The organism is Microbispora sp. GKU 823, from assembly GCF_002027145.1.
In the GTDB taxonomy this organism is placed as follows: domain Bacteria; phylum Actinomycetota; class Actinomycetes; order Streptosporangiales; family Streptosporangiaceae; genus Microbispora; species Microbispora siamensis.
In genome coordinates, this window is the sequence record NZ_MWJN01000040.1 from 44527 (window position 1) to 71054 (window position 26528).

Here is a 26528-nt window from a genome sequence, read left to right on the forward strand (position 1 = left end):
GGATGCCTGTCGGCAAGCGATCGCTTGCCGACAGGCATCGCATGGTCGCGAGCCGGTTCACCCGCGCCGCAGTCGACCATGGGGACCAGCGGTACAGCCGCGTCCTAGTGGGCCTGTCGTCATTCCCATGCTTTCTGCAATCCTGTGAGGGATGTCCAGTCCACCCTGTCCCCACTGTTCCGGCAAAACCGTGCCGTTCCTGTTCGGCCTGCCTACCCCCGCCGCCGATAAGGCAGCCGCAGCAGGCGAGCTGATCCTCGGCGGATGTGTCGTGTGGGAGGACGCCATTGAAGAGGGCTGGCAATGTCTCGGCTGCGGCCATCACTTCCAGGCAACAGACCGAGCCCTCTGGCTGAGCACCATCGAAAGCATCGTCTCCAGGCACAGCGGGTGATCAGAGCGCGTTGCTGTATCTCGCTGCTGTACGGACGTAAGAGGCCCCTTCCCGATCGCGGGGAGGGGCCTCTGAGCTGGAGCCGCCTTGGGGAATCGAACCCCAGACCTTCTGTTTACAAGACAGATGCTCTGCCGATTGAGCTAAGGCGGCCTGCTACCCAGACGAGTTTAGTGGGCCGAGGACCGTACCGTCACGGTGAAATCACCGGCGACGGTGGCGGGCGACCTCGTAGAGGGCGATCCCGGCGGCCACGCCGGCGTTCAGCGACTCGGCCGCGGCGTTCATGGGGATGCGGGCGATCTGGTCGCACGCCTCCCTGACCAGGCGGGACAGGCCCTTGCCCTCCGAGCCGACGACCACGACGAGCGGTTCTGTCGCGAGTTCGACGTCGGCGATGTCCACTGTGGCGGTGCCGTCGAGGCCGACCACGAACAGGCCCTCCTCCCGGTACGCCTGGAGGGTCTGGGTGAGGTTCGACGCGCGGGCGACGGGGAGGGTCGCGAGGGTGCCGGCCGAGGTCTTCCAGGCGCCGGCGGTGACGCCCGCCGAACGGCGGGACGGAACGAGCAGCCCGTGCGCGCCGAAGGCGGTCGCCGAGCGCGCGATGGCGCCGAGGTTGCGCGGGTCGGTCACGCCGTCCAAGGCGACGATCAACGGTACTTCGGCGGCGTCCCTGGCCCGCTCCACGAGCTGCTCGGGGTGCGCGTAGTCGTACGGCGGGACCTGCAGGCCGAGGCCCTGGTGAACCGTGCTCTCGGTCAGCCGGTCGAGCTTGTCCCGGCTGACCTCCAGCAGGGCGATGCCGCGGTCAGCCGCGATCTTGATGGCCTCGCGGACGCGATCGTCGTTGTCGACCCGCTGCGCCACGTACAACGCGTTCGCGGGGACCCCCGCGCGCAGCGCCTCGACAACGGGGTTCCGGCCGCCGATGACCTCCGGGGCGTCCTCCCGGCGCGTACGGCTCGGCGCACGCGAGGAGGAACCCCCGCCGCCCCGGGCCTCGCGCTCGATCCGCTCGGCTCGGGCCTTGTCCTTGTACCAGTGCCGCATGTGCGCGGGCGGCGTCGCTCCCTTGCCCTCCAGGGAGCGCCTGACCTTGCCACCCGAGCCCTTCGCCGGCCCCTGCTTCTTCGACGGCTTCCCTGAAGCCCTTCCCGCCATGGTCTCTAGCGTAGGGCCACGCCTACTGTGCCAGCTCCCATCGCGGGCCCTGCGGGGTGTCCTCCACCACGATCCCGGCCGCCGCGAGCTGGTCGCGGATCGCGTCGGCGGCCGCGTAGTCCTTGCGGGCACGCGCGGCCTGCCGCTGCTCCAGCGCCACGGTCACGAGCGCGTCCACGACCTCGCGGAGCCCCGAGTCGCCGGTCGCACGCCACTGCTCCGACCTGGGGTCGAGGCCGAGCACGTCGAGCATGTTCTGCGTCTCGGCGAGCAGCCGGGCGACCTGCTCCTTGTTGCCCTGGGCCAGCGCGACGTTGCCCTCGCGGACCACCTCGTGGATCACGGCGAGCGCCTGCGAGACGTTCAGGTCGTCGTCCATGGCGTCCACGAACGCCTGGGGCAGCGGCGCGGCGGCGTCCACGTCGTGGATCACCTCGGCCGCCCGCGTGACGAACCCCTCGATCCGGCGGTATCCGGCCGCCGCCTCCTGGAGCGCCTCGTCGGAGTAGTCGATCGCCGAGCGGTAGTGCGCCGCGACCAGGTAGTAGCGCAGCTCGACCGCGCGCACCTTGCGCAGCATCTCCGGGATCAGCAGCGAGTTGCCGAGCGACTTGCTCATCTTCTCGCCGCCCAGCGTCAGCAGCCCGTTGTGCAGCCAGTAGCGCGCGAAACCGTCGCCCGCCGCCTGCGACTGGGCGATCTCGTTCTCGTGGTGCGGGAAGATCAGGTCGACTCCGCCGCCGTGGATGTCGAAGGTGCCGCCGAGATACTTGGTCGCCATGGCGGAGCACTCCAGGTGCCAGCCGGGACGGCCCCGGCCCCACGGCGTCGGCCAGGTGGGCTCACCGGGTTTGGCGCCCTTCCACAGCGCGAAATCACGCGGGTCGTGCTTGAGCGAGTCGGTGTCGGTGTCCGCGGCCGCCCGCATGTTCTCCAGCTTCTGGTTGGAGAGCGAGCCGTACCGGTCGGCGTAGGAGACCACGTCGAAGTAGACGTCGCCGCCCGCCGCGTACGCGTGCCCCTTGTCGATCAGCCGCCGCATCAGCTCGATCATCTCCGGCACGTGGCCCATCGCGCGGGGCTCGACGGTCGGCGGCAGGCAGCCGAGCTGGTCGTACGCCCAGGTGAAGGCGCGCTGGTTGCGCTCGGACACGACGAACCAGGGAACGCCCTCCTGGGCGGCGACCCTGATGATCTTGTCGTCGAGATCGGTGACGTTGCGGCAGAAGGTCACGTCGTAGCCCTGCCGCATCAGCCACCGGCGGAGTACGTCGAAGTTCACGCCGGACCTGATGTGCCCGATGTGCGGCGGAGCCTGAACGGTCGCACCACACAGATATATCGAGACCCGGCCGGGCTCGACCGGTACGAATTCACGGACCGTACGCGTGCTGGTGTCGTAGAGGTGCAGGCTCACGAAGGCAAGGCTAACGCCTGACGGCGCAGCACAGGGCTACTTGGGCGCCCGTGAACGGCGTGGTGTGGTCGATCATGGAAACTTCCGACACATAAGTCCCGATATGACCCTAAACAAAACGCGTAACGATCTGTACGGCGGTCCGCGCGACCTTCGCCAGACTCCTGCTGGACCGGGCCGGACACGCAGCGTCGCCGGGCCGGGACCGCGCCGGAGGTTCCCGGCGGAGTTCCCCGTTCCGACACGAAACGGGTGATCACGGGGTTGCGATCGATCGTCACTCCGATTCTGTAGGCTCGAAACGCCATGGACGTGACTCCCCCCGGCGCGGCAGGCACGGCCTCCCGCCCGTCCCGAAACACCCCCTCCGGAATCCCGCTGGTGCTGCGCCGCCTGGCCATCGGCCTCGCGGGCGCCGCCCTCGCGGTGCTCGCGGGGGTCGCCTGCGCGCTGTCCTTCGACGACCTGCGGGCTCTGGCCGTCTCCGGGCGTGCCGAGCCACGGCTCGCCTACCTGTATCCCGCGGCGTTCGACGTCCTGCTGGTCGTCGCCCTGGTCAGCGTGCCGTTGCTGCGGGGCGCGCGACTCCTGGTCCGGTTACAGGCGGGCTTCGTCCTGCTCCTGCTCCTGGCGGCGGCCGCCGCAGCGAACGCCGCGACCGCCGTCGGCGTCTCCTTCGACCCCGACGCCTCCGCTCTCGTCGTCGCGCTGTTGCCCTGGGTGATGCTCGCCATCGGGCTGTGGCTGCTGCTGCTCCTGCTGAAGCACGTGCGCACCAATCGGGCCGATCTGGACGGCGACGACGACTCCGACGACGACCTGGTGCCCTTCGACGGCGTGCGCGAACCCCGGGCCGCCGTCACGGCCCCCTATCCGGTGGCCGTGCAGGAACGCCCCGCGCCCGTGCACGCCGTCACCGAGGAGCACGGCGCGCCGCCTCTGCAGCCGGTTCCCGAGGCCGTGGCGCCTCCCGGCTACGTCCCCCCGCTGCCGGTCAGCCCGGTCTCCGAGACCGTCGCGCCACCCGAGTTCGCCCCGCCGCTGCCCGTCATCCCTCCGCAGGCCGAGGACGAGCCGGACCGCGCGTCGGCACGCCCGACACCGACGAGGACGGCGTACGGCTGCCGCCCGAGGCGATCCCCGAAACCGTCCCCGAGGCCGAGTCGGAGACGACGCCGGCTCAGGAGCCGGACGAGCCCGAGCCCGAACCCGAGCCCGAGGTCCTGCCGGTCGTGCCTCCGACGGCGGCGCCCCGCACCCCGCCCGTCATCGCTGAGCCCGTCACGGAGCCACCCCTCACGGAGTCGCCCGTCGAGACGGTCGCGGGCGAGCACGCCCGCGACGCGGAACACGTCGCCGACGAGACGCCCGCACAGCCCGCCGTAGCCCCAGAGGCGCCTTCTCCCGCCCAGACGGGTGACCGTCCGGCGCAGCAGCCCCGCCGGAACCGGCCCGTACGCTGGGGCGACCTCGTACGGCCGCACACCGGCGACGTCCTCGTCCACCCCCGCCCCAAACCGGAGGAGCCCGCCGACGCCGAGCCGGAGCGGCCCGAGGACGAGGCGGGCGTCGACACCCAGCCGCTCCGCCAGATCAGGGACGTGCCGGATCCCGCCCACGCGCAGGACTGCGCCGACCCGTCCGAGCAGGACGGAAGGCACGAGCCGTACGCCACCGAAGGCGGCCACCAGGACACGCCGGAAGCCGGCGACGCCGAGGAGGGCGCCGGCAATGCCGAGGAGAGCACGGTGCCGATGGCGCCTCCGTCCGGCCGGATGCGCAGCACGCCCCGCCCGCCCGCCTGACAACCCCGCGCGACCGCCCGTCGGGGCCGCCGGGGCCCGCGCGCCCCATGGCCGTTCCCCGCAACCTCTCAGTCCGCGCGCCCCACGGCCGTCCCCCAACACGGTTCGGGCCTCCCGAGACGCGCTCGATGCGCCGGGCCGTACAGCGCGCAGGCCCGCCCGGCTGGGGAGCCGGACGGGCCTGCGCGCTAAGGGGTGAGGGCGGGGGCCGCCCTACCGAGCGAGTGCCTTACACCCGCGACCCTCGCTTGATGCCGGCGACGATGCCGACACCCACGACGGCCAGTACAACCTGCATGACGAGTTCGATCCAGTCGATGCCCGGCGTCGTGTCGACACCCATGACCTGGGCGATCGCGGTACCGATGAGCGCCGCGACGATGCCGACGACGATCGTCAGCAGCCAGCCGATCGGCTGCCGGCCGGGCAGGAACAGGCGGCCCAGAGCGCCGATGACCGCACCGATGACGATGGCGCCGAGAATGGACTCGATTGTCATATCGACCTCCCGATGAGGGTGACCCTTTCATCCTCGGACTGTCGGATACCCCACGGAAGAGAAATATGCGCCCCATGAAAGAAAAAAGAGGGCGGCGGCTCGATTCCGCGCCTTGGTTCGAGCCGCCGCCCACGTGTTAGTGAGACGCTCCGGGTCTCATTCCGGTTGGCATGTCCGATTGGAACGGAACATTCACGCCGCCGGGAGGATCAGGGCGGTCGCGATGGCCGCGACGCCCTCGCCGCGACCGGTGAGCCCGAGGCCGTCGGTCGTGGTCGCGCTGACGCTCACCGGCGCCCCGGCGGCGGCCCCGAGGGCCTTCTCCGCCTCCGCGCGGCGAGGCGCGACCTTCGGCCGGTTCCCGATGATCTGTACGGCCAGGTTGCCGATCTCGAATCCGGCCGCCCGCACCTGGCGGGCCGCCTCCTCCAGGAGGGTCACGCCCGCGGCGCCCGCCCAGCGGGGATCGGAGGTGCCGAAGAGCGCGCCCACGTCTCCGAGCCCGGCCGCCGACAGCAGCGCGTCACAGCAGGCGTGCGCCGCCGCGTCGCCGTCGGAGTGACCGGCCAGCCCGGTCTCCCCCGGCCAGAACAGTCCGGCGAGGTGGAGCTCCCTGCCAGATGCGAAAGGGTGGACGTCGACTCCGACGCCCACCCTCGGCGATGTGATGTTCAGGAGTTGAGCACCTCGTCGAGCAGGGCCTCCGCCTTGTCCTCGTTGGTCTTCTCGGCCAGCGCGAGTTCGCTGACGAGGATCTGGCGTGCCTTGGCGAGCATGCGCTTCTCACCGGCGGACAGGCCGCGCTCCTTGTCGCGCCGCCACAGGTCGCGCACCACCTCGGCCACCTTGTTGACGTCCCCCGACGCCAGCTTCTCAAGGTTCGCCTTGTAGCGGCGGGACCAGTTGGTGGGCTCCTCCGTGTGCGGCATGCGCAGCACGTCGAACACCCGCTCGAGTCCTTCTTGGCCGACGACGTCGCGCACACCGACGAGCTCGGCATTTTCCGCTGGTACCTGTACGGTCAGGTCGCCCTTGTCGACCTTCAGCACCAGGTAGGTCTTTTCCTCACCCTTGATGGTTCGGGTCGTGATGGCCTCGATCCGAGCAGCCCCATGGTGGGGGTAGACGACAGTGTCGCCGACCTGGAAAGTCATGTGACGAGTACCCCTTCCGCTGTACTCCAGGGTACCACGCGGTTACCGCCTCCCGGAACAGTGAAAGGAACATAACTGCAGGTCAAAGCCTCGTTTTGGGGCTTGACAAGCCACTCACTCTGTGAATCGGCATATGGGACATAGCAGGTGACCTGCACTGCTGCGGCACATGGACCGGGAGCCGACGCCGGACCGGTGACCGGCGCAGATAAGGTGATTGCTGCCCATACACGTGCGCACCAAGGAGACCTCGAACCGTGACCAGCAGCAGCCGTCGCAGGGCGATCGCCATTGCCGCGCTCCTCGCCGCCGCCATCCCTGCACTGGCCGCGTGTGGCGCCGGTTTCGACGCCAACACCAATGTGCCGTACGCCCCGAACGAGGCGGGCGTCCTCTACGACGGCGACGGCCCCGGCAAGGCCTACGGCAAGAACGGCGTCATGATCCCGCAGGCGTTCATCCTCGGACCGGACTCGGGCCAGCAGCTCGCCGTCGGCGGGTCGGCGCCGCTCTACCTGACTCTCCTGAACAGCACGGGGACTGCGGACCAGCTCACCGGCGCCGTGCCCGAGGAGCAGAAGGCCACCCAGGTCAAGGTGCAGAGCCCCATCGACCTCCAGCCGGGCACGCTCGCCAAGACCACGGGGGTGACGGTCGAGGGCCTGAAGACGGCGCTGCGCGGCGGGGAGAGCATCAAGCTCACGCTCCAGTTCAAGAACGCCGGCGACATCGCGCTCACCGTGCCGGTCATCGCCCGCAGCCGCGAGTTCGCGACGCTGCCGCCCGCGCCGACGGCCACGCCCGCGGCCTCGCCGCTCGCCACCGGGAGCCCGGCGCCGTCTGACACCGCGACCCCGGAGACCACCGGGGCCGCCGCCTCCGAGTCTCCCGCCGCGAACGCCCAGTAGCGGGCCGCGTAGACGCGCAGGAGCCCTGTCCGGCCGGACAGGGGCTCCTTTCATGCGTACGGGCCGCGCGAGCCGTACAAGGCCGTACGGACTCAGTCGTCGGCGGGGTCGAACTTGTAACCGAGGCCGCGCACGGTGAGGATGCAGCGGGGGTTGGACGGGTCGGCCTCGACCTTGGCCCGCAGCCGCTTCACGTGCACGTCGAGCGTCTTGGTGTCGCCCACGTAGTCGGCACCCCAGACCCGGTCGATGAGCTGGCCGCGGGTCAGCACGCGCCCGGCGTTGCGCAGCAGCACCTCGAGCAGCTCGAACTCCTTCAGCGGGAGCTGCACCTGCTGGCCGCGCACGGCCACGATGTGCCGGTCGACGTCCATGCGGACCGGTCCCCCGGTCAGGACGGCCGACTCCACCTCCTCGACGTCGCCCTGCCTGCGCAGCACCGCGCGGATGCGCGCCACCAGCTCGCGGGACGAGAACGGCTTCGTCACATAGTCGTCGGCGCCCAGCTCGAGGCCGACGACCTTGTCGATCTCGCTGTCCTTGGCGGTCAGCATGATCACCGGCACCTTGGACCGCTGCCTGAGCGAGCGGCACACCTCGGTTCCGGGCAGGCCCGGGAGCATCAGGTCGAGCAGGACGAGGTCGGCGCCGTTGCGGTCGAACGCGTCCAGTGCCTCGGGGCCGGTGGCCGCCACCGCGACCTCGTACCCCTCTTTCCTGAGCATGTACGACAAGGCGTCCGAGAACGACTCCTCGTCCTCGACGACGAGTACCCGAGTCACTTAGCGGCCTCCTGGGGGATGGTCGTGCTTGGTACGGGGACCGCCTGACCGCCGAACGCGGGAAGGCGAAGAGTGAAGGTCGAACCGGAGCCCTCTTTGCTCCACACCGCGACCTCGCCGCCGTGGGCGACGGCCACGTGTTTGACTATCGCGAGACCGAGCCCGGTGCCGCCGGTGGCCCGGGACCTGGCGGCGTCGACCCGGAAGAACCGCTCGAAGATGCGCTCCTGGGCGCTTTCCGGGATGCCGATGCCCTGGTCGCTCACGCTCACCTCGACGGCGTTCCCGGCCGGCCTGGCGCTGATCACGACGCGGGTGTGCTCGGGGCTGTAGGCGACGGCGTTGTCGATGAGGTTGCGCAACGCGGTGACGAGAAGCTCCTCGTCGCCCCAGACCTTGAGACCCTCGGTGCCGCCCGCGACGAGCGTGATGTCCTTCGCCGAGGCCTTCGTGTTGCACCGGTCGATGGCCTCGTGGACGGTCTCGTCCACGGGCACCTGCGCGGGCGCCGGGATGGGCTCGCCGCCCTGGATCCGCGACAGCGTGATCAGGTCCTGTACCAGGTAGGTCAGGCGGGCGGCCTCGTGCTGCATCCGGCCGGCGAACCGCTTCACTGCCTCGGGGTCGTCGGCCGCGTCCTGGACGGTCTCGGCGAGCAGGCTCAGCGCGCCGACCGGCGTCTTGAGCTCGTGGCTGACGTTCGCGACGAAGTCCCTGCGCACCGCCTCGACCCGCTGCCGCTCGGTCTGGTCCTCGGCGAGCACGAGCACCTGTCCGTGGGAGCCGAGCGGAGCCACCCGCACCGCGAACGACGTGGACTCCTGTCCGAACTTGCGCCCGGCGGTCTCTATCTCGCTCTCGCGGATCTCGCCGTCCCTGCGGACCTTCCTGGCCAGCGCGAGCAGTTCGGCCGCCATGAGGGACTCCCCGCGTACGAGGCCGAAGGCGCGCGCGGCCGAACTGGCGCGCAGCACCCGGTCCTCGCGGTCGAGTACGACCGCCGAGGAGGGCAGCACGGCGAGCACCGACGCCACCCCCGGAGGCAGGCCGTCGTCCACCGGTTCCGGGGCGCGGGGCTTGTCCGTCTGCCGTCGGATCGCGAGCATGACGAAGGAGCCGAGGACGAATCCGCCCATCGCCGCCAGGCTCGCCAGCAACTCGTTCACATTCAGCAGCCTAGGCGGCATTTCTGGTTCTTCCACCTGTCCGACCTGGCACGACGGCCCTGTTTCCGGAAAAGTTCATCCGGCGGTCGGGATTCGTTCATAGATCCGCGCGTAGCGTGGCGGCCATGCGCGACGCCTATCACGAAGAGCTTGCGGCCCTGACCGACCGCCTGGTGGAGATGACCCGCCTGGTGCGGTCGGCCATGTCGAGGGGGACGACCGCCCTGCTCGACGCCGACCTGCAGCTGGCGGAGAGCGTCATCTCCCAGGACGCGGAGGTCGACCGGCTGCACCAGGAGCTCGAGGCCTCGATCTTCGAGCTGATGGCCACGCAGCAGCCGGTGGCGGTCGACCTGCGTACCGTCATCACCGCCCTGCGGATGGCCGCCGACCTGGAGCGTATGGGCGATCTGGCCGAGCACATCGCCAAGCTCGCCCGGATGCGCCATCCCGAGTCCGCCATCCCGGCCGAGCTGCGTGACACGTTCGTCGAGATGGGCGCCATCGCCGAGAACCTGATCACCAAGGCGGGCAGCTGCATCGCCTCCCGGGACATCGATCTCGCGAAGGAGCTGGAGGACGACGACGACGCGATGGACCGTCGTCACCGCCGGCTGTTCCGCGTCCTGCTCTCGAAGGACTGGGAGCACGGCATCGAGGCCGCCATCGACATCACGCTGGCGGGCCGCTACTACGAGCGGTACGCGACCACGCCGTACGCGTCGCCCGCGACGTCGTGTACCTCGTCACGGGTACGCGCGACGCGGACGCCCTCGCCGGCTGACGCGACGGCACACGGGGGCGCGGAAGCCCCGGTCCTCGGGGGGCCGGGGCTTCCTGCGTTCTCGCACGTCGCTGGATTTGTCGCACGTGCCGAATAGTCTTCGCTCTCGTGCCGAGACGATCACGGGTGCTCTGGGCGGCGGCCGCGCTGACCGCGGTGGCTCCTACCCTCTACTTCTGGATCGTGTCGATCCTGGCCGGCGACTACGGCAGCCGGAGCTACATATCGACGTACTGGGGCTCCTGCCTCGGCTGGGACATCTATGATCGGGTCTCCCCCCGGACATACCTGATCACCGACTTTCCCCTCTTCTCGTACGGCGGAGCACCGCTGATCGTCCTGGGTTGCGCGGGCTGGTATCTGAGCCTCCGGAGCGGACGAGCCCGACTGGGCAGGATCATCGGCCGTTGCGTCGCCGCCGTGCTGCTCGTCCTCAACCTCCCCGGCTTCCTGCTCCCCACCCTCGACGCGGCGCTCGGCCCCGCCTGCCTGGACGTGTGGGGGCCGCCCGAGCTGTTCTCCGCACAGGTCGGGTGGGGGCTCTACGACTGCCTTCCGCCGGTCCTCGTCCTGCTCGCCGTGCGCGCTCCCCGGCGCGTGTTCGTGCGCCGGGGCCCGGTCGTCCGTACGACGGCAGCCGTCCTGGCGGTGACCGCGGTCGTCCTGCTCCCGGCGGCGTCGGCCCCGCCCGGGAAGGTGAACGCGCAGTGGGAACTCGGCTGTCCCGGATTTGGCGACGGCACGGTCAAGGGGCTGAGCGAGGCGGACAAGCGCTTCCTCTGCGCGGTCCGGTACGACCACCGGTACGGCTCAGGCCTGGAGGAATGGAACGAGGTTTCCGACGAGGCCGTCCTGGATCAGGGGCGCCACCTGTGCGCGCTGGCGACCCGGCACGGAGGCGACATCGGCGCGGCAGCCGTCCAGGAGGCCCCGCAGGCGTCCCTGGCTATCGCGCTGCCGAGCCTCTGCCCCGCGGTGGCCCGCGCGCAACAGGCGGAGGAAGAGCGGTGGCAGGCGGAGTCGGACGCGTACGTCGCCCGGGAGGAGCGGGCCTGCGCGGCGGACCTCGACCACCTCCTCCCAGCCGCTGGTTTCCAGCGGCGGGCGCCGGGTGTAGGACTCGACCGTCACGCAGGCGGAACCGGCCTCGTCGGCGGCCCAGATCGCCAGCGCGCCCCGGCCGCTTCCCACCAGGTCTTTGACCAGGTCCGGGGGATTGCCCTCGTAGCCGTCCTCCCAGCCCTCGATGGTCCAGAACTCGGTCCACATGGTGGCCCGGCGCTGTCGTACGGGCCTGATCTTCGGGCGGTGCCGGGGCGGCTATGAGAGCCCGTCCGGGTCCCTGCAACTGGGCGGCGGCGAGGGACCGACGCTGAAGGGGCTGACCGTCCGCGGCCCGGGCTCGTACCGCGTCAGGGTCCACCTCCGCGGCCGCACGCTCGTGACCCAGGTGCCCGATCCCCCGGACGGCGCCGTCGAACTCCTGGTCATGGTGTTCCCCGGCACGGCGAAGAAGCCCGTCGCCTACAAATGACCGCAGGCCGCGCCCCTGATAGGAGGCGCGGCCTGCGGGACAGGTGCGAGGGTTACTTCTTGCCCTGGTTGGCGACGGCCTCGATGGCGGCCTTGGCGGCCTCGGGGTCGAGGTACTCGCCCTTGCCGACCGGACGGAAGTCGGCGTCCAGCTCGTAGCGCAGCGGAATGCCGGTGGGGATGTTCAGGCCCGCGATGTCGGTGTCGCTGATGCCCTCCAGGTGCTTGACCAGCGCGCGCAGGGAGTTGCCGTGCGCCACCACCAGCACGTCGCGGCCGGCCGCCAGGTCGGGGACGATCTCGTCGTACCAGTACGGAAGCATGCGCGCGACGACGTCCTTGAGGCACTCCGTGCGCGGCACCAGCTCCGAGGGCAGCAGGGAGTAGCGGCCGTCGCCGAGCTGGGAGTACTCGTCGTCGTCGGCGATCGGCGGCGGCGGCACGTCGTAGGACCGGCGCCACAGCATGAACTGCTCGTCGCCGAACTCGGCGCGGGTCTGGGCCTTGTCCTTGCCCTGGAGCGCGCCGTAGTGGCGCTCGTTCAGCCGCCAGGAGCGCTTGACCGGCAGCCACAGCAGGTCGGCCGCCTCGAGCGCGATATTGGCGGTCTTGATTGCCCGGGTGAGCACCGAGGTGTGCACCACGTCGGGCCGGATGCCGGCCTCCAGGAGCAGCTGACCGCCGCGCCGCGCCTCCTCCTCGCCGGTCGGCGAGAGTGTGACGTCCACCCAGCCGGTGAACAGGCCTTTGACATTCCATTCGCTCTCGCCGTGCCGCAGCAGCACCAAAGTCGCCATGCGGCCAATCCTATCGGCGTGCGGCGGACGTCCCGTTGGTCAGGACTCGACCACCCGGGCGAAGGCCCGGAGGTTGGCCAGCGACTCGCCGCGCTTGACCCGCCACTCCCACTCGCGCCTGATGGACGTCGCGAAGCCCAGTTCGAGGGCGCGGTCGAACGACTCGTCGGAGTAGGTGAGGACGCAGCCGAGGACCCGGTCGATCTCCTCCTCGGTCACCGCGTCCAGCGGCAGCCGGCCGACCAGGTGCACGTCGCCCGTGGCGTCGACGGCGAAGTGGACGCCGTACATCAGCCGTTCTTGTGGAGCAGCCAGCGGTAGAACTCGGCGTGGTTCTCGTCGGGCTGCCGGCAGAAGAACGCCTCGATGTTGAGCGCCTGGTCGCCGATGACGAGCCAGGTCAGCGTGGCGAGCTTGTGCTGGCCCGGCAGCCTGACCAGGAACGCGCCCGGCTTCGGCCGCTCATAGGACAGCTCGGCGGACTCCAGCGCCGACGCGATGACCGCTTCCAGATCCGGTCTCATACCGACCACCCTAAGTCGTGTTTCAAAAGCCATGCCCTGCTGCGCGGGGCCCAGGCGGCGCCTCGCGGCGTTGTCGTCGTCGCCCGTAGCCTCCGGCTACGAGCTCCTCCTCCGCCTTGCGATGCATCCGCCTGGATCCCCGCTCGCGACGGGCAGCCCCTTTTCAACACTCCTATGAGTTGACCGCGATGGGGGTCCGGTGGAGCTGGGCCATGGCGCCGGCGTACACGTCGGCCAGCCGGGCGGCGGTCGCCGACCAGCCGAAGCCCGTGGCGTGCTGCACGGCGCCCGCGGCAAGTTCGGCGAGCCGGTCCGGGCGGCGGGCCAGCAGCGCGAGCTCGCGCGCCCAGTCGTGCGGGTCGTGTCCCGCCACCAGCACGCCGGACACGCCGTCCTTGACGGCCGTGCGCAGGCCGCCGACCGCCGCCGCGACGACCGGCGTGCCGCACGCCTGCGACTCCAGCGCGACCAGCCCGAACGACTCGTTGTACGAGGGCACGACGGTCACGTCGGCGGCCCGATACCAGTCGGCCAGCTCCGGCTGCGGCGCGGGCGGCGCGAGCCGTACGACGTCGGTGATGCCCAGTTCGGCGGCGAGGTCGCTGAGCAGGGAGGGATGCGCGAGGCCGTTGCCGCTGGGCCCGCCCACGCAGGCCACGACGAGCCGCGACCGCAGCGAGGGGTCCTCCACGAGCATCCGGGCGGCGGCCCTGAGCAGCACGTCGGGGGCCTTGAGCGGCTGGATGCGGCCCACGAACAGCAGCACGTGGGCGTCCTGCGGCAGGCCGAGGCGGTGGCGCGCGGCACCCTTGGACGCGGGCTGGAAGACGGCGAGGTTCACGCCCGGGTTGACGACCGCCACCCGCTCGCGCGGCGCGCCGTACAGGCTGATCAGCTCCTCGGCCTCGGCAGCGGTGTTGGCGACCAGGCGGTCGGCGACCTCCACGACCTGCTCCTCGCCGAGCACGCGCATCGCCGGCTCGGGCTTGTCGCCCTCGGCGAGCAGCGCGTTCTTCACCTTGGCCATGGTGTGCATGGTGTGCACGAGCGGCACGCCCCAGCGTTCCTTGGCCAGCCAGCCCACCTGGCCGGACAGCCAGTAGTGCGAGTGGATGACGTCGTACCTGCCGGGGTCGTACATCGCCTCGGTGCGCAGCACGCCGGACAGGAAGCCGCACAGCTGCCCGGGGAGGTCGGCGCGGTCGAGCTCCTCGTACGGCCCGGCGGTGACGTGGCGCACGAGCACGCCCGGGCTCAGCTCGGCGACCGGAGGCAGGTCACGGGCGGTGCGACGGGTGAAGATCTCCACCTCGATGCCCAGCGCCGCGAGACGCTTGGCGACCTCGAGGATGTAGACGTTCATGCCGCCCGCGTCCCCGGTGCCCGGCTGGTCCAGCGGGGATGTGTGCACGCTGATGGTCGCGACGCGGTTGACCCGACGCCGTAACACCGACACCCGAACCACCTCCGAAAGCGTTATAACCACCAAAATCATCACCGGATTCCCCGACATCGGTGAGCACCGGGGGTCCTGAGAGGATGTGGCCTGCCGGCTTGGGCGATGTGGAAGGACGATGGCGGTGACGATGACCAATCCCGCAGTGACCGATCCTGCGAGGACCAGGACCGCGGTGGTTACCGGCGCGAGCAGCGGCATCGGCGAGGCGACGGCCCGCCGGCTCGCCACCGAGGGATACCGGGTCGTGGCGGCGGCGCGACGGCGCGACCGGCTCGACAAGCTCGCGGCCGAGGTGCCCGGCGTGCATCCGGTGACGCTGGACGTGACCGACCAGGCGTCGGTGGACGCGCTGGCCGCCTCGCTGGACCGCTGCGACGTCCTGGTGAACAACGCGGGCGGCGCGTTCGGGCTCGAGCCGGTGGCCGAGGGCCGGGTGGACGACTGGCAGCGGATGTACGACGTGAACGTGCTCGGGTCCCTGCGCATGACCAGGGCCCTGCTGCCGAAGCTCATCGCGTCGGGGGACGGTGTGCTGGTGATGCTCACCTCGACGGCCGGTCTTGTGTCGTACGAGGGGGGCGGCGGCTACTGCGCGGCCAAGCACGCCCAGACCTCGATGACCGAGACCCTCCGCCTTGAGCTGTGCGGCGACCCGGTGCGGGTCGTCGAGATCGCGCCGGGCATGGTGATGACCGAGGAGTTCGCCGTGACCCGCTTCCGCGGCGACGCCGAGCGGGCCGCCAAGGTGTACGAAGGCGTCCCCGACCCGCTGAGCGCGGACGACGTGGCCGACGTGATCGCCTTCGCCGTGACCCGCCCGTCGCACGTGAACATCGACAGGCTGGTCGTCCGGCCCCGCGCGCAGGCCGCCCAGCACAAGGTGCACCGCGTCACGCCGGGTAGATGAGCGCGGGGACATGAGGCCGGTGCGCCCGGTCCGGCCCGTCGGGACGGTCACGCGCGGCACCACCGGGCACAACCGGCTGCGCCGCTGCGACCGCTGGATCGCCGCCGTGTACGGCCCGCTGCTGCGCTCGGCCCGCGCGGGGGGCGGCGCCGCTGGTGGTGGACCTCGGCTACGGCGCGTCCCACACCACGACGACCGAGCTGTTCACGCGGCTGCGCCGGGTCTGCCCCACGGTCGAGGTGGTGGGCGTGGAGATCGCCCCCGAGCGGGTCGCGGCGGCCAAGCCGTACGAGCGGGAGGGGCTGTCGTTCGTCAGGGGCGGATTCGAACTGCCGGTCCCCCGCCCGCCGATGATCGTGCGCGCCTTCAACGTGCTGCGGCAGTACGGCGAGGCGGAGGCGTGGGAGCACTGGGACCGGCTGCGGGCCGGCCTGCACCCCTCGGGCGTGCTCGTCGAGGGCACCTGCTCGGAGGTCGGCCACCGGGCGACCTGGGTGGCGCTCGGCGCGGAGGGACCGCGCACGCTCACCTTCGCGGCCCGGTTCACCGGCTTCGAACGCCCCTCCGACCTGGCGGAACGCCTGCCCAAGACGCTGATCCACCGCAACGTCCCGGGCGAGCGGATCCACGCGTTCCTGACGGACTGGGACCGCGCCTGGGCTACCTGCGCCTCCTTCGGCGCGTACGGCACGCGGCAGCGCTGGATCAGGGCGGCCGAACTGCTGACGCGCGACTGGCCGGTGGAGGCGATCCCGCCGACCGGCGGCACCGGCCGCTGGCGGCTCGGCGAGCTCACCCTGCCCTGGAGCAGCGTCTCCCCGGGCGGTTGATAACGTCCGGGCCATGCGTTTCGTCCTCGACCCGGAGATGACCCCCGAGCTCTTCGAGGAGCTCCTGAGCTGCTGGGCGGAGGTGACCAACGCGGGCGGCGCGGTGGGCTTCGTGCCTCCCGTGACGCCGGACGACATCAGGCCGACGGCCGAGAAGGCGTTCGCCCGCACCCGCCCGGCCGCCGGCACCGGCGCCCCCGACAGTCTCCTCGTCGGATTCGGCGACGACGGCGCGGTGGCCGCCTGGCTCATCCTGGGCGACAACGGCTCGGGCCTGCGGGCGCACTGGCGGTGGCTGCTGCGGGTCATGGTGCACCCCAAGCACCAGGGCAGGGGGTACGGCAGGGCGCTGCTGCTCGCGGCCGACGACGCCGCCAGGTCGCTCGGCCTGGAGGCGCTGCAGCTCACCTGCCGCGGCGGCACCGGGGTCGACCGCTTCTACGCGAGCGTGGGCTACCGGGAGGTCGGCCGGGTGCCCCGCTCGATCCGGGTGGCCCCCGGTGACGACCGCGACGAGATCTACATGCTCAAATGGCTGTGAAAGTTTTGGCCGAACGCTTATCCGATGTCCCGTAGGGCCGACTCGAACACCGCATAGGCTGCGGTGTTGAACAGCACGAAGCGCACCTCTTCCACCACGACGGGGGCGGCCTGCCGCACCGCGGTGATCGCGATGCGGGCGGCGTCCTCGACCGGCCACCGGTAGATCCCCGTGGAGATCGCGGGGAACGCCACCGTGCCGGCGCCCAGCGCGTCGGCGACGACGAGCGACTCCCGATAGCAGGAGGCGAGCAGATGGGATCGGTCCTCGCTGCGCGAGTACACGGGCCCGACCGTGTGGATCACCCATCGCGCGGGCAGGCGCCCCGCGGTGGTCGCGACCGCCTGCCCGGTCGGCAGTCCCCTCCCGTACCGGGAGGCGCGCAGCGCCCGGCACTCCTCGAGGATCTCGGGGCCGCCGCGCCGGTGGATGGCGCCGTCCACCCCTCCGCCGCCCATGAGCGAGGAGTTGGCCGCGTTGACGATCGCGTCCACCCGCTGCTCGGTGATGTCTCCTTCGACCAGAACGATTTTCATTCCTCCCACCTCTCTACAGGACGTAGTACTACCCCGGGTAGGCTGAAAGACGTGAAGGGACTGGGAGAGCTTGAACGCAGCATCATGGACATCCTCTGGGCGGAGAACACCCCGCTCACGGCCCGCGAGGTAGGACGCCTCATCGAGGACCGCGACCTCGCGCCGACGACCGTGATGACCGTGCTCGACCGGCTGGCCCGCAAGGGCTTCCTGAACCGCACCCGCGACGGCCGCGCCTGGCGCTACCAGCCCGCCGCGAGCCGTGACGCGTACGTCGCCGAGCTGATGCTCGAAGCCCTGGACCTCACCGGCGACCGCGACGCGGCGCTGACCCGCTTCGCCCGCGCGGTCTCCGGCTCGGAGGCCGAGATCCTGCTGAAAGCCCTCACGGAGCTGGAGGAAGAGTGATCGCGGCGGCGGTCTTAGCGACGCTCGCGACGATCTGCGCGGTGGCCGCGTGGCGGCTGACGTTCGCGCGCTGGACCTGGCGCGCCCCGCGCACGGCGATCCTGCTGTGGCAGTCGCTCGGGCTGACCTGGGGGCTCGCCTCCACCGGCGCCCTGCTCGCCTTCGCGCTCGACCCCTACCGCAAGGGCGTCGTGCACGGGCTCGCGGAGTTCCTGCTGAGCGTGGAGTTCGGCGTGCGCCAGCCGTACGACTATCTCCGGCTGGGCGCGCTGGTCGCGGGCCTGTCGCTGCTCGCGGTGCTGGTGGCCCTGCCCCTCGCGGCCGGTGCGCAGACGCTGCGTGCCCGCCGCCGGCACCGGCTCCTGCTCGCGCTGGTCGCCAGGGACGAGCCGGCCGTGCCCGGCGTCCGGGTGGTCGACTTCCCCGGGGCCGCCGCCTACTGCCTGCCGGGGCTCAAGTCGCAGGTCGTCATCAGCGACGGGACGCTGCACCTGCTGTCGTCCGCGGAGCTGGAGGCCGTGCTGGCGCACGAGGCCGCTCACGTGCGCGAGCGTCACGACCTGGTGCTGTTGCCGTTCGCCGCGCTGCGCCGCGCGCTGCCGTGGTCGAAGCTGGTCCGCGACGCGCAGGCGTCGGTCGAGTTGCTGGTCGAGATGGCCGCCGACGACCGCGCCCGGCAGCGGTGCTGCCCCCGCAGGCTGGCCACCGCCCTGCTGCGCTTCGGCACCTCGGCCGCGCTGCCCACGCCGCAGGGCGCGCTCGGCGTGTCCGCGCCGTCCAGCGTGATGGCCCGGGTCGACCGGCTCGTACGGCCCGAGGTCGCGCTTCCGGCCGCCCACCGCTTCCTGATCCTGGCCGGATCGGTGGTGCTCGCCACCAGCGCCCCGCTGCTTTGGCTGCTTCCTGGCTGAACCTTTGGTGCTAGCTGGAATTATCCGCCGAGTTTGCAATTGCAAGCAGTGCGAGGCAGACTGGGGGTATGGAACTGCCCAAGGTCGCCTCGCTCGGTGAGTACATCCGCCAGCAGCGGCAGCAGGCGAAGATCTCGCTTCGTCAGCTCGCCGCGCAGGCCGGTGTGTCCAATCCTTACCTGAGCCAGGTGGAACGGGGCCTGCGCAAGCCGAGCGCGGAGATCCTGAACCAGATCGCGAAGGGTCTGCACATCTCCGCCCAGGCGCTCTACGTCCAGGCCGGCCTCATCGAGGACCGCGAACCGCACAGCGACGTGCTGGCCGCGATCCGGGCCGACGTCACGCTCACCGGGCGGCAACGCCAGGTGCTGATCGACATCTACGAGTCGTTCCGCAAGGAGAACCGGGCCGACACCGCCCAGCCGCCGCAATCGGCTGAGCATCTCGGGGACGGCCCGGTTCTCCCGCGCGACGGCATTACACCGGATTCGAAGGAAGGATAGCCCATGACCATCACGACCCAGGCCAAGAAGATCACGGAGTCCAAGCCGTTCTACGCGCTCACGGGCGCGGGCGACTTCGCCGTGGAGAAGGCCCGCGCCTACGCCTCCACCGTGCAGGACAAGGCGGAGATCGTCGCGCGCGAGCTGCCGGAGAAGGCGAAGGGCTACGCCGACGCCGCCGCCGCCCGCTTCAACCGGCTGTACGACGACCTGGCCAGCCGCGGCCGCAAGGTCGTCAGCCGGGTGAGCGGCGAGGCCGCGCTGGAGCTGACGGAGGTCTCCGAGACCGCCGAGCCGGCGATCGCCGCCGAGACCACCGCCAAGCGGACCGGTCGCGCCCGCGCCACGAGCCAGGGCTGATCGCAGGCCCAGGCGATCGACACGACGCGGCCCGCCTTCCTCCGGGGGAGGCGGGCCGCCGCACTTTCGGCATCGGCCCGCGGACACCGGCCTTCGGCGCCCGCGCCACGTGTCGGCGCCGCCCGTTAGTCTGGGGGCGTCAGCGACTGTGACCGTGTGGGAGAGTCCATGTTCGGGCTGTACGGCATCCTCGACATCGTCTTCTGGCTGCTTTCCGTCGGGGCCTTCGTGTTGTCCGGCTGGGCACTGGTGCACGCGCTGCGGATCCCCGCACGCGCCTTCCCCGCGGCCGGCAAGCAGACCAAGCAACTCTGGTTGATCATCCTCGGCCTCGCGACGCTGTTCACGTTCGCCGCCGCGATCAACTACCTCGGCATGGGCATGGGGCTGCCCAACATCTTCACGATCGCCGCCGTCATCGCGGCGGGCATCTACCTCGCCGACGTGAAGCCCGCGGTCAACGGCTACCGGGGCGGCGGCAACCAGGGGCCGTACGGGCCGTGGTGATCCGCCGTCAGAGCCAGTCGCGGGCCCGGAACACCCGGTAGAGCGTGGCCGAGGCGACGACGATCAGCGCGGTGGACGTCCAGAAGCCCAACGAGTGCCCGAAGCCGGGGAACGGGATGTTCTGGCCGTAGAAGCCGGTGATCAGGGTGGGCACCGCGATGATCGCGGCCCAGCTCGTCACCCGCTTCATGATGAGGTTCATCCGGTTGCTCTGCATGGTCAGGTGCGTCTCGCGGATGTTGCTGACCAGGTCGCGCAGCGACTCCGTCCACTCCGTGGCCCGCAGCACCTGGTCGTACACGTCCTGGAAGTACGGCGTCATCTCGCCGTCGCCGCTCAGGCCGTTGCGGCGCAGGAGCGTGTTCACGGCCTCCCGCATGGGCATCACGATCCGGCGCAGCGTGACCAGGCTCTTGCGCAGCTCGAACGTGCGCCGCTGGTCCTCCGGGCCGACCGGCCGATCGCCGAACACCGTCCCCTCCAGGTCCTCGACCTGCTCGTCCATGGCCTCGACGGTGTCGAAGTGGCTGTCCACCACGTAGTCGAGCAGGCCGTGCAGCAGGAACGCGACGCCGTGCCGGGCCAGGGTCGCCCCCTCGTCCCAGCGCCGGACCACCTCGTCGATGGAGAATTCGTCCGACTGGCGTACGGTGACCAGCGCGTTCTTCGTGATGAAGGCGGCGGCGGGGGCGATCCGCACCTGGCCGGACCCGCTGTCGAAGGCCGCCGCGTAGACGCTGAGGAACATGTGGCTGTCGTAGACGTCGAGCTTGGGCCGCTGCCGGTGCTGCAGCGCGTCCTCCACCGCCAGGGCGTGCAGTCCCAGCTCCTCGCTGATGGCGTGGAGGTCCTCCTCGGTGGGGGCGCACATGTCGAACCACACCACCGCCGACGGGTCCTTGACGTGCTCGGAGACGTCCGCGACCGGAAAGCCCTCCGCCTCCAGGGTTCCGTTCCGGTACAACCGGGTGTGTCCCATGGACGGTTACCCTACCCATCCGGCGTACCACGACGGAGGGGGCGCCCTCCCGGGTCATGCGGGAGGACGCCCCCGTCTCGCAGGCACCGCCACCGGCGGTGCCGCCGCGTCAGCTCTTGCCGAGCTGCTGGAAGCGGATCATGTTGCCCGCGGGGTCGCGGAAGGCGCAGTCGCGGACGCCGTACGGCTGGTCGATCGGCTCCTGCAGGACCTCGGCGCCGGACTCGCGGATCTTCTCGAAGGTGGCGTCGCAGTCCGGGGTGGCGAAGACGACGGCACGCAGCCTGCCCTTCGCGAGCAGGTCGCTCAGCGCCGCGCGGTCCTCCTCGGAGGCGGTCGGGTCGGCGTTGACGGTCTCGAGGACGATGTTGACGTCCGGCTGCGACGCCGGGCCCATGGTCAGCCAGCGGGCGCCCTCGTACCCGACGTCGTTGCGCAGTTCGAGGCCGAGCACGTCCCGGTAGAAGGCGAGCGCCGCGTCGCCGTCGTCGACCGTGATGTAGCAGTAGTGAAGGGTGAGTTCCATGCCGATGACGCTATGGCCGGCGGTGTTCCCCACGCTTCTCGATTCCTGACCGGTCCGGCGGCCCGCATCCGATCCCCGGTTGGAGCACCGGGACCGATAGGGTTGCGGCTCATGGTGGATCTCGCGCGCCGGCTCGGACTGGCGGCACTGCTCGCCGTCCTCGCCGCCTCCCCCGCGCACGCCGTCACCGCGGCTTCCGCGCCTCTGGCGAAGGACGAGGTGACGATGGAGCTCCGCGAGAACGGCGTGCTCCATGTGAAGGAGACGGTCGCCCCCGCCGGCGGGACGGTGCGGCGCACGCCGCTCACCCGGACCCGCTACGACGACGGCCACGACCGCGTCTACCGCATCTCCAACGTCAAGGGCGGCTCGTACGACGGGGAGACCCTGACGTTCAAGGGCACGGTGGAGTACGACGTGACGGGCGCCGTGACGCCCACGGCATCGGGCGAGGAACTGCGGTGGTTCGCGGTGTCCGGCCCCGTGCAGGACGCGGTCGTCACGGTGACCGGCCCGGGCCGGGTGCAGAACCTGTCCTGCTTCGCCGGAGAGCTGAGCGCGGCCATCGCCTGCACCAGCGCCTCGGTCGAGGAGACCGGCACCACCTCCACGTTCGAACAGCAGGGCCTCGGGGAGGGCCAGACGCTCACGGTCGTCGTCGGCTACCCGAAGGGCGCGACGGGGGCCCGGCCGATCCTGGAGCGCAGGTTCGAGCTGTCCACCGCGTTCACGCTGAACGCGGTGACCGGCGGATCCCTCGCGGCGCTGCTGGTGCTGCTGCTGGGCGGCGTGGGGCTGCTCTACTGGACGCGGGGGCGTGACGCCCGCGTGGTCGGCAGCGAGTCGGCCCCGATCAGCGGCCATCGCGGCGGACACTTCACTCCTCCGGACGGCGTGCGCCCCGGGCAGATCGGCACGCTGTTCGACGAGCAGGCCGACGTGGTCGACGTGACCGCGACCATCGTGGACCTCGCCGTGCGCAACTACCTGCGGATCGACGAGCAGCCGCGCCAGACGTACGACACCCCCGACTGGTGCCTGGTCAAGCTGCCCGGCGCCCCGGTCGGCCACCTGCTGCCGTACGAGCGCGCCCTCTACGACGCGATCTTCGACGGCCGCGACCGGGTGCTGCTGTCGGAGCTGCAGGGGTCGTTCGCCGCCCGCCTGGCCACCGTGCGCGACGCGTTGTATCAGGACGTCGTGGCGCAGGGCTGGTTCGCCCGGCGACCCGACTCCACCCGATCGCGCTGGACCACCCTCGGCCTCGCCGTCGTCGCGCTCGGCGTGGTCGCCACCGTCCTGCTCGCCTGGTTCACGACGTACGGCCTGCTGGGGCTCGCCCTGATCATCGCGGGGGCGGCGCTGGCCTTCGGCGCGCAGTACATGCCGGCCAAGACCGCCAAGGGCGCCGCGGCGCTGGCGCACACGCTCGGGTTCCGGGAGTACCTCGCCGGGGCGAACGTCGACGACGTCCCCGCAGGCCAGCGCGTGGAACTGTTCTCCCGCTACCTGCCGTACGCGGTGATCTTCGACAGCGTGGACCGGTGGGCTCGGGTGGTCAGCGCGTTCGACGGCAACGGGCGGCAGACCGACCACCTGTACTGGTATCAGGGCCCGGCCGAGTGGAACCTGTCCAGGTTCGCCGACTCGATGCGGACGTTCGTCATGACCACCTCCGGGGCGATCTCGACCTCCCGCCAGTTCCGCTCCCTATAGAGCCGAGTCGGGGGCGCGGTGACGCCGGTAGTGCCGGGCGACGCGGGCCCGGTTGCCGCACCGCGCGCCGAGCACCAGCGCCGGCGCGGATGGGCGGGCAGGAACAGCATCACGCAGTCGTCGGCCGCGCACTCCCGCACGGTCGTGACCGCCGGGTCGGTCAGCAGTTCGGCGACCGCCTCGGCGAGCACCGCCGCCAGCCGGGCGCCCGGCGGGCCGTCCCTGCGCGGTACGGCGGTCACGGCCGCGCCGTCCCAGGCCAGCGCGCGGACGGCGGGCGCCGCACGCTGTGCCCTGTTGAGGCCGGAAAGCGCGTCGCCGGGCGGCCGCAGGCCCCGGCGCGCCTGGTCGATCGCGACCGCCGCGTGTTCACGCACCTCGCGCACCGCGGTCACCGCCGCGGCGAGGTCGTCGTCCGTCAGCGACGCCTCCCCGCCCTCCGGTAGCGCGCCGGCGAGCCGGTCGGCCTGCAGGCCCAGCCAGACGCGCAGCCCTTCGACGGTGGCGACCAGGTCGCCCGGGCCGTCCGGGGTGTGCGGTCGGGTGTTGACCAGGTCGAGGGCGAGCGGCTCCCCGGTCAGCGGGACGAGGTCGGACATGGTCCTAAGGCTATATCCAGCGATTGACGCATTAGGTCGTCGGCCGCTAGAACTAATGCATCTCCACTGCAAGGAGGCATTAGTCATGACGCCGCTCACCGTTCCGCGTACGCTCCACCGGCACATCGACGTCGGGGACGTGCGGGTCTTCTACCGCGAGTCGGTGCCGGAGGAGGGCGGCGACGACGCTCCCGTCATGCTGCTGCTGCACGGATTCCCGTCCGCGTCCCACCAGTTCCGCCGGCTCATCGACGTGCTGGGAGCCCGATATCGGCTGATCGCGCCCGACTATCCCGGCTTCGGGCACACCGAGGCGCCCGCGGGCTTCACCTACAGCTTCGACACCCTCGCCGAGGTGATGGAGGGCTTCGTCGAACGGCTCGGGCTCACCCGGTTCGTCATGTACGTCTTCGACTTCGGCGCTCCGGTGGGATTCCGGCTGGCGACCCGGCACCCCACGACCTGCCGGGGCGCAAGGAGGCCCAGGTGGCGCTGGCCTTCGACTACCACACCAACGTGGCGCGCTACCCGCTGTGGCAGGCCTGGCTACGCGAACACCGGCCGCCGACGCTGATCACATGGGGCCGCGACGACATGTTCTTCCCCGAGCCCGGGGCCCGCGCCTACCTGCGCGACCTGCCCGACGCCGAACTGCACGTCCTCGGCACCGGTCACTTCGCACTGGAGGACCGGCTCCCCGAGATCGCCCCGTTGATCGCCGCGTTCCTCGACCGCGTGTGGAGGTGACCCGCGGCCGGTCAGGCGGGACGGACGCGGACCTCGCCGACCGGGACCCCGCCGCCGAACAGCGGGGCGGTGGCCAGCCCGGCCAGCTCCGGGGCGTCGATCCCGGCGGCGCGCAGAGCGGCGACGGTGACCGGCACGCGGGCCCGGTCGCCGCCGTCCACGATCTTCACGGCCCCGGCCCGGCCCTCGGCGTCGGCGAAGGCGTCGAACGCCTCCGCGCCCGCCTTCACCAGCAGCCCGGGCACGGCCCGCATCAGCAGGGCCTCGGCCCGGGTCGTGCCGCTCGTCCACTCGGGGTGCGCGCGCATCGCGTCGGCGACGCGCCGCTCCGGCGTGCCCTCTGGGGCGAGCGTGAGCTGACGGAAGGCGCGGGCGACCCCCGCCATGGAGACGAAGAACAGCGGGGCACCGCAGCCGTCCACACCGGTCGCCGCGACCCGCTCCCCGGTCAACTCCTCCACGGTGGCCCGGATGGCCCGCTGCAGCGGGTGGCCGGGATTGCGGTAGTCGTCGACCGGCCAGCCGTTGACCACGCAGGTGGCGAGCATCGCCGAGTGCTTGCCCGAGCAGTTCATGAAGATCCGGCGGGCGTCGCCGTGCTCCCTCAGGACCTGATGGCGTGCCTCCCGGTCGAGGGGCAGATCCTCCGGGCACCGCAGGAAGGTCTCGTCCAGCCCCGCGCCCGCGAGGATCTTCCGTACGCCGTCGATGTGGAAGGGCTCGCCGCTGTGGCTCGCGGCGGCGAGCGCGAGCAGTTCGTTCTCGAGCGGCAGGCCCGCCCGCACCATGCCGAGCGCCTGCAGGGACTTCATGGCCGAACGCGGCGACGTCAGGCTCGACGTGTCCCCGCGCACCAGGACCGGGGCGCCGTCCGCCCCGATCACGTGCACGCGTGCGCGGTGCACCGACTCGACGAACCCCGACCGGACGACCTCGACGACCATCTCCGACATGACGGGCAGTCTATGAAGCCCCCGGACGTGGCAGAATTCGGGGCCATGCGTGCGGTCGTACAGCGGGTCAGCTCCGCGTCCGTTGTGGTGGAGGGTCAGGTCGTCGGCGCCATCGACGAGCCCGGCCTGCTCGTGCTCGTGGGCGTCACCCACACCGACGGGCGGGCCGAGGCGGCCAGGCTCGCCGCCAAGCTGTGGGGACTGCGCATCCTGCACGGTGAGAAGTCCTGCTCCGACATCGGCGCGCCGCTGCTGGTGATCAGCCAGTTCACGCTGTACGGCGACGCCCGCAGGGGCCGCAGGCCCACCTGGCAGGCCGCCGCGCCGGGCCCGGTGGCCGAGCCTCTCGTGGAGGCCGTGGTGGCCGAGCTCCGGGCGCTCGGCGCGCGGGTGGAGACGGGCGTCTTCGGCGCCGACATGAAGGTCACCCTCACCAACGACGGCCCGATCACCCTCGTCCTGGACGTCTGACCGTCACGGTCTCCCCCGGCCTGCCATCATGATCGGATGCGGGAGGCGTGGAGCATCTGGGGACATGTCGTCGTCGCGACCGTCTGCGCCGTTCCCGTGGCCGCTCTCGCCGTCCTGCTCCTCACCCGCCGTCGCGCCCGCCGGGGACATCCCGCTCCCCTCCGTACGGCTCTCGCGGACGTGGTCATGGTGGCCGGGACCGCCCCCTGGATCTGGATGATCCTCACGCCGGGGACGGAGGAGGGCGTGCACGTCGTCCCCCTGGTGGACCTGGCGGGCCAGGTCGCGCGGTTGTCACCGGGAGCGGCGGTCGTGCAGATCGGCGGCAACCTCCTGGTCTTCGCCGCGCTCGGCGCGATGCTCCCGGTCCGCTCCGCGCGCTTCGCCTCGCTTCCCGCGGTGGCCGCCGTCGCGGCCACCGCCTCGCTCGGCGTCGAACTCCTCCAGTGGGGCCTGCGGCTCGGGCGGGTGAGCTCCGTGGACGACGTGATCCTCAACGCGACGGGCGCCGTGCTCGCGGCCCTGTGCACCCGCAGGTGGTGGACCCGCCGCTAGGGCCTGTCTTCATAGCGGTCGCCTAGAGCCAGAGCAGGAGTGCTGCGATGGTGACCACGGCGGTGTATGAGGTTGCGGTCTTGTCGTAGCGGG

33 protein-coding genes, 1 tRNA gene and 2 pseudogenes are annotated in these 26528 nt (G+C 71.3%); 20 read left to right on the top strand and 16 right to left on the bottom strand.

Annotated elements, in window-relative coordinates; translation table 11 throughout:
• Positions 1-190: 190 nt before the first annotated feature.
• On the top strand, positions 191-394 hold the full coding sequence (locus tag B1L11_RS21700) for a hypothetical protein (RefSeq protein WP_179155265.1): 204 nt from the start codon (positions 191-193) through the stop codon (positions 392-394).
• A 77-nt stretch (positions 395-471) separates the two neighbouring features.
• On the opposite strand, the gene B1L11_RS21705 is transcribed toward B1L11_RS21700, so the two are convergent.
• The 3 genes from B1L11_RS21705 to cysS form a co-directional block, all read right to left on the bottom strand.
• Positions 472-547 (bottom strand) — tRNA-Thr (locus B1L11_RS21705).
• Between the two features lie 51 nt (positions 548-598).
• Entirely contained in the window at positions 599-1558 is a 960-nt protein-coding gene (gene rlmB, locus B1L11_RS21710) for a 23S rRNA (guanosine(2251)-2'-O)-methyltransferase RlmB (RefSeq protein WP_079316176.1), read from the bottom strand.
• Positions 1559-1580: 22 nt separating this feature from the next.
• Entirely contained in the window at positions 1581-2975 is a 1395-nt protein-coding gene (gene cysS, locus B1L11_RS21715) for a cysteine--tRNA ligase (RefSeq protein ID WP_079316177.1), read from the bottom strand.
• 306 nt (positions 2976-3281) lie between these two features.
• Between cysS and B1L11_RS21720 the strand changes: the two genes are divergently transcribed.
• Positions 3282-4361: a DUF2637 domain-containing protein gene (locus B1L11_RS21720; RefSeq protein ID WP_079316178.1), complete on the top strand. Its 1080-nt coding sequence runs from the start codon at positions 3282-3284 to the stop codon at positions 4359-4361.
• Positions 4362-4576: 215 nt separating this feature from the next.
• Positions 4577-4780: a hypothetical protein gene (locus B1L11_RS45465; RefSeq protein ID WP_143737440.1), complete on the top strand. Its 204-nt coding sequence runs from the start codon at positions 4577-4579 to the stop codon at positions 4778-4780.
• Positions 4781-5009: 229 nt separating this feature from the next.
• Here the strand turns inward: B1L11_RS45465 and B1L11_RS21725 are convergent, their stop codons facing one another.
• From B1L11_RS21725 to B1L11_RS21735, 3 genes are all read right to left on the bottom strand, one after another.
• Positions 5010-5279 (bottom strand): GlsB/YeaQ/YmgE family stress response membrane protein, encoded by a 270-nt coding sequence (locus B1L11_RS21725; protein WP_079316179.1) that lies wholly within the window; start codon positions 5277-5279, stop codon positions 5010-5012.
• A gap of 192 nt (positions 5280-5471) precedes the next feature.
• Complete coding sequence (gene ispF, locus B1L11_RS21730) at positions 5472-5933, bottom strand: 2-C-methyl-D-erythritol 2,4-cyclodiphosphate synthase (protein ID WP_079316180.1); 462 nt, start codon at positions 5931-5933, stop codon at positions 5472-5474.
• A 17-nt stretch (positions 5934-5950) separates the two neighbouring features.
• Complete coding sequence (locus B1L11_RS21735) at positions 5951-6433, bottom strand: CarD family transcriptional regulator (protein ID WP_030510364.1); 483 nt, start codon at positions 6431-6433, stop codon at positions 5951-5953.
• A gap of 257 nt (positions 6434-6690) precedes the next feature.
• On the opposite strand from B1L11_RS21735, the gene B1L11_RS21740 reads away from it, so the two are divergent.
• Positions 6691-7341: a hypothetical protein gene (locus tag B1L11_RS21740; protein WP_079316181.1), complete on the top strand. Its 651-nt coding sequence runs from the start codon at positions 6691-6693 to the stop codon at positions 7339-7341.
• A 92-nt stretch (positions 7342-7433) separates the two neighbouring features.
• On the opposite strand, the gene B1L11_RS21745 is transcribed toward B1L11_RS21740, so the two are convergent.
• Together B1L11_RS21745 and B1L11_RS21750 are read right to left on the bottom strand one after the other, a co-directional pair.
• On the bottom strand, positions 7434-8123 hold the full coding sequence (locus B1L11_RS21745) for a response regulator transcription factor (RefSeq protein ID WP_079316182.1): 690 nt from the start codon (positions 8121-8123) through the stop codon (positions 7434-7436).
• Positions 8120-9310: a cell wall metabolism sensor histidine kinase WalK gene (locus B1L11_RS21750; protein WP_079316183.1), complete on the bottom strand. Its 1191-nt coding sequence runs from the start codon at positions 9308-9310 to the stop codon at positions 8120-8122. The genes B1L11_RS21745 and B1L11_RS21750 overlap by 4 nt, the downstream gene beginning before the upstream one ends.
• Positions 9311-9414: 104 nt before the next feature.
• Between B1L11_RS21750 and phoU the strand changes: the two are divergent.
• The 3 genes and pseudogenes from phoU (at position 9415) to B1L11_RS21765 (ending at position 11607) form a co-directional block, all read left to right on the top strand.
• A pseudogene (gene phoU / locus B1L11_RS21755) lies at positions 9415-10073 on the top strand (phosphate signaling complex protein PhoU).
• 108 nt (positions 10074-10181) lie between these two features.
• Positions 10182-11399 (top strand): hypothetical protein, encoded by a 1218-nt coding sequence (locus B1L11_RS21760; RefSeq protein WP_143737441.1) that lies wholly within the window; start codon positions 10182-10184, stop codon positions 11397-11399.
• Positions 11341-11607 carry a hypothetical protein gene (locus B1L11_RS21765; RefSeq protein ID WP_079316185.1) on the top strand — a complete coding sequence of 89 codons (267 nt, stop codon included), beginning with the start codon at positions 11341-11343 and terminating at the stop codon, positions 11605-11607. The genes B1L11_RS21760 and B1L11_RS21765 overlap by 59 nt, the downstream gene beginning before the upstream one ends.
• A gap of 52 nt (positions 11608-11659) precedes the next feature.
• Here the strand turns inward: B1L11_RS21765 and B1L11_RS21770 are convergent, their stop codons facing one another.
• From B1L11_RS21770 to mshA, 3 genes and pseudogenes are all read right to left on the bottom strand, one after another.
• Entirely contained in the window at positions 11660-12403 is a 744-nt protein-coding gene (locus B1L11_RS21770; protein ID WP_079316186.1) for a phosphoglyceromutase, read from the bottom strand.
• Between the two features lie 39 nt (positions 12404-12442).
• A pseudogene (locus B1L11_RS21775) lies at positions 12443-12927 on the bottom strand (YbjN domain-containing protein).
• A 172-nt stretch (positions 12928-13099) separates the two neighbouring features.
• A complete protein-coding gene (gene mshA / locus B1L11_RS21780) occupies positions 13100-14422 on the bottom strand; it encodes a D-inositol-3-phosphate glycosyltransferase (protein WP_079316202.1) in 1323 nt (440 codons plus the stop codon).
• Positions 14423-14513: 91 nt separating this feature from the next.
• Between mshA and B1L11_RS21785 the strand changes: the two genes are divergently transcribed.
• The 3 genes from B1L11_RS21785 (at position 14514) to B1L11_RS21795 (ending at position 16664) form a co-directional block, all read left to right on the top strand.
• Positions 14514-15293 carry an SDR family NAD(P)-dependent oxidoreductase gene (locus tag B1L11_RS21785; RefSeq protein ID WP_079316203.1) on the top strand — a complete coding sequence of 260 codons (780 nt, stop codon included), beginning with the start codon at positions 14514-14516 and terminating at the stop codon, positions 15291-15293.
• A gap of 155 nt (positions 15294-15448) precedes the next feature.
• Complete coding sequence (locus B1L11_RS21790; RefSeq protein ID WP_256862773.1) at positions 15449-16123, top strand: class I SAM-dependent methyltransferase; 675 nt, start codon at positions 15449-15451, stop codon at positions 16121-16123.
• 13 nt (positions 16124-16136) lie between these two features.
• Positions 16137-16664 (top strand): GNAT family N-acetyltransferase, encoded by a 528-nt coding sequence (locus B1L11_RS21795; protein ID WP_079316187.1) that lies wholly within the window; start codon positions 16137-16139, stop codon positions 16662-16664.
• Positions 16665-16681: 17 nt separating this feature from the next.
• Here B1L11_RS21795 and B1L11_RS21800 read toward each other — a convergent pair whose 3' ends face one another.
• On the bottom strand, positions 16682-17200 hold the full coding sequence (locus B1L11_RS21800; protein WP_079316188.1) for an O-acetyl-ADP-ribose deacetylase: 519 nt from the start codon (positions 17198-17200) through the stop codon (positions 16682-16684).
• 51 nt (positions 17201-17251) lie between these two features.
• Here B1L11_RS21800 and B1L11_RS21805 point away from each other — a divergent pair, with 51 nt between their 5' ends.
• From B1L11_RS21805 to B1L11_RS21825, 5 genes are all read left to right on the top strand, one after another.
• Positions 17252-17608, top strand: coding sequence for a BlaI/MecI/CopY family transcriptional regulator (locus B1L11_RS21805; RefSeq protein ID WP_079316189.1), 357 nt, complete (start codon positions 17252-17254; stop codon positions 17606-17608).
• On the top strand, positions 17605-18519 hold the full coding sequence (locus B1L11_RS21810; RefSeq protein WP_079316190.1) for a M56 family metallopeptidase: 915 nt from the start codon (positions 17605-17607) through the stop codon (positions 18517-18519). The genes B1L11_RS21805 and B1L11_RS21810 overlap by 4 nt, the downstream gene beginning before the upstream one ends.
• Before the next feature lie 68 nt (positions 18520-18587).
• Positions 18588-19022, top strand: a complete 435-nt coding sequence (locus B1L11_RS21815; protein ID WP_079316191.1) for a helix-turn-helix domain-containing protein — start codon at positions 18588-18590, stop codon at positions 19020-19022.
• Positions 19023-19025: 3 nt separating this feature from the next.
• Positions 19026-19382 carry a hypothetical protein gene (locus tag B1L11_RS21820; protein WP_079316192.1) on the top strand — a complete coding sequence of 119 codons (357 nt, stop codon included), beginning with the start codon at positions 19026-19028 and terminating at the stop codon, positions 19380-19382.
• A 168-nt stretch (positions 19383-19550) separates the two neighbouring features.
• The gene (locus B1L11_RS21825; protein ID WP_079316193.1) at positions 19551-19889 is read left to right on the top strand and encodes a DUF2516 family protein; all 339 of its coding nucleotides are present in this window, start codon (positions 19551-19553) and stop codon (positions 19887-19889) included.
• 7 nt (positions 19890-19896) lie between these two features.
• On the opposite strand, the gene B1L11_RS21830 is transcribed toward B1L11_RS21825, so the two are convergent.
• Complete coding sequence (locus B1L11_RS21830; protein ID WP_143737442.1) at positions 19897-20868, bottom strand: magnesium transporter CorA family protein; 972 nt, start codon at positions 20866-20868, stop codon at positions 19897-19899.
• Positions 20869-20977: 109 nt separating this feature from the next.
• Complete coding sequence (locus tag B1L11_RS21835; RefSeq protein WP_079316205.1) at positions 20978-21394, bottom strand: VOC family protein; 417 nt, start codon at positions 21392-21394, stop codon at positions 20978-20980.
• Positions 21395-21505: 111 nt separating this feature from the next.
• Here B1L11_RS21835 and B1L11_RS21840 point away from each other — a divergent pair, with 111 nt between their 5' ends.
• Complete coding sequence (locus tag B1L11_RS21840; RefSeq protein WP_256862774.1) at positions 21506-23110, top strand: DUF2207 domain-containing protein; 1605 nt, start codon at positions 21506-21508, stop codon at positions 23108-23110.
• Here the strand turns inward: B1L11_RS21840 and B1L11_RS21845 are convergent.
• Complete coding sequence (locus tag B1L11_RS21845) at positions 23002-23709, bottom strand: ABATE domain-containing protein (RefSeq protein ID WP_218671246.1); 708 nt, start codon at positions 23707-23709, stop codon at positions 23002-23004. The genes B1L11_RS21840 and B1L11_RS21845 overlap by 109 nt on opposite strands.
• Positions 23710-23794: 85 nt before the next feature.
• Here B1L11_RS21845 and B1L11_RS21850 point away from each other — a divergent pair, with 85 nt between their 5' ends.
• Together B1L11_RS21850 and B1L11_RS55040 are read left to right on the top strand one after the other, a co-directional pair.
• Positions 23795-24283 (top strand): alpha/beta fold hydrolase, encoded by a 489-nt coding sequence (locus B1L11_RS21850; RefSeq protein ID WP_256862775.1) that lies wholly within the window; start codon positions 23795-23797, stop codon positions 24281-24283.
• Positions 24172-24456, top strand: coding sequence for an alpha/beta fold hydrolase (locus B1L11_RS55040; RefSeq protein WP_372974708.1), 285 nt, complete (start codon positions 24172-24174; stop codon positions 24454-24456). The genes B1L11_RS21850 and B1L11_RS55040 overlap by 112 nt, the downstream gene beginning before the upstream one ends.
• An 11-nt stretch (positions 24457-24467) precedes the next feature.
• Here the strand turns inward: B1L11_RS55040 and B1L11_RS21855 are convergent, their stop codons facing one another.
• Positions 24468-25409, bottom strand: coding sequence for an asparaginase (locus tag B1L11_RS21855; protein WP_079316194.1), 942 nt, complete (start codon positions 25407-25409; stop codon positions 24468-24470).
• Between the two features lie 45 nt (positions 25410-25454).
• Here B1L11_RS21855 and dtd point away from each other — a divergent pair, with 45 nt between their 5' ends.
• Positions 25455-25880, top strand: coding sequence for a D-aminoacyl-tRNA deacylase (dtd, locus tag B1L11_RS21860; protein WP_079316195.1), 426 nt, complete (start codon positions 25455-25457; stop codon positions 25878-25880).
• Positions 25881-25916: 36 nt separating this feature from the next.
• The gene (locus tag B1L11_RS21865; RefSeq protein WP_079316196.1) at positions 25917-26435 is read left to right on the top strand and encodes a VanZ family protein; all 519 of its coding nucleotides are present in this window, start codon (positions 25917-25919) and stop codon (positions 26433-26435) included.
• Positions 26436-26528: the final 93 nt, after the last annotated feature.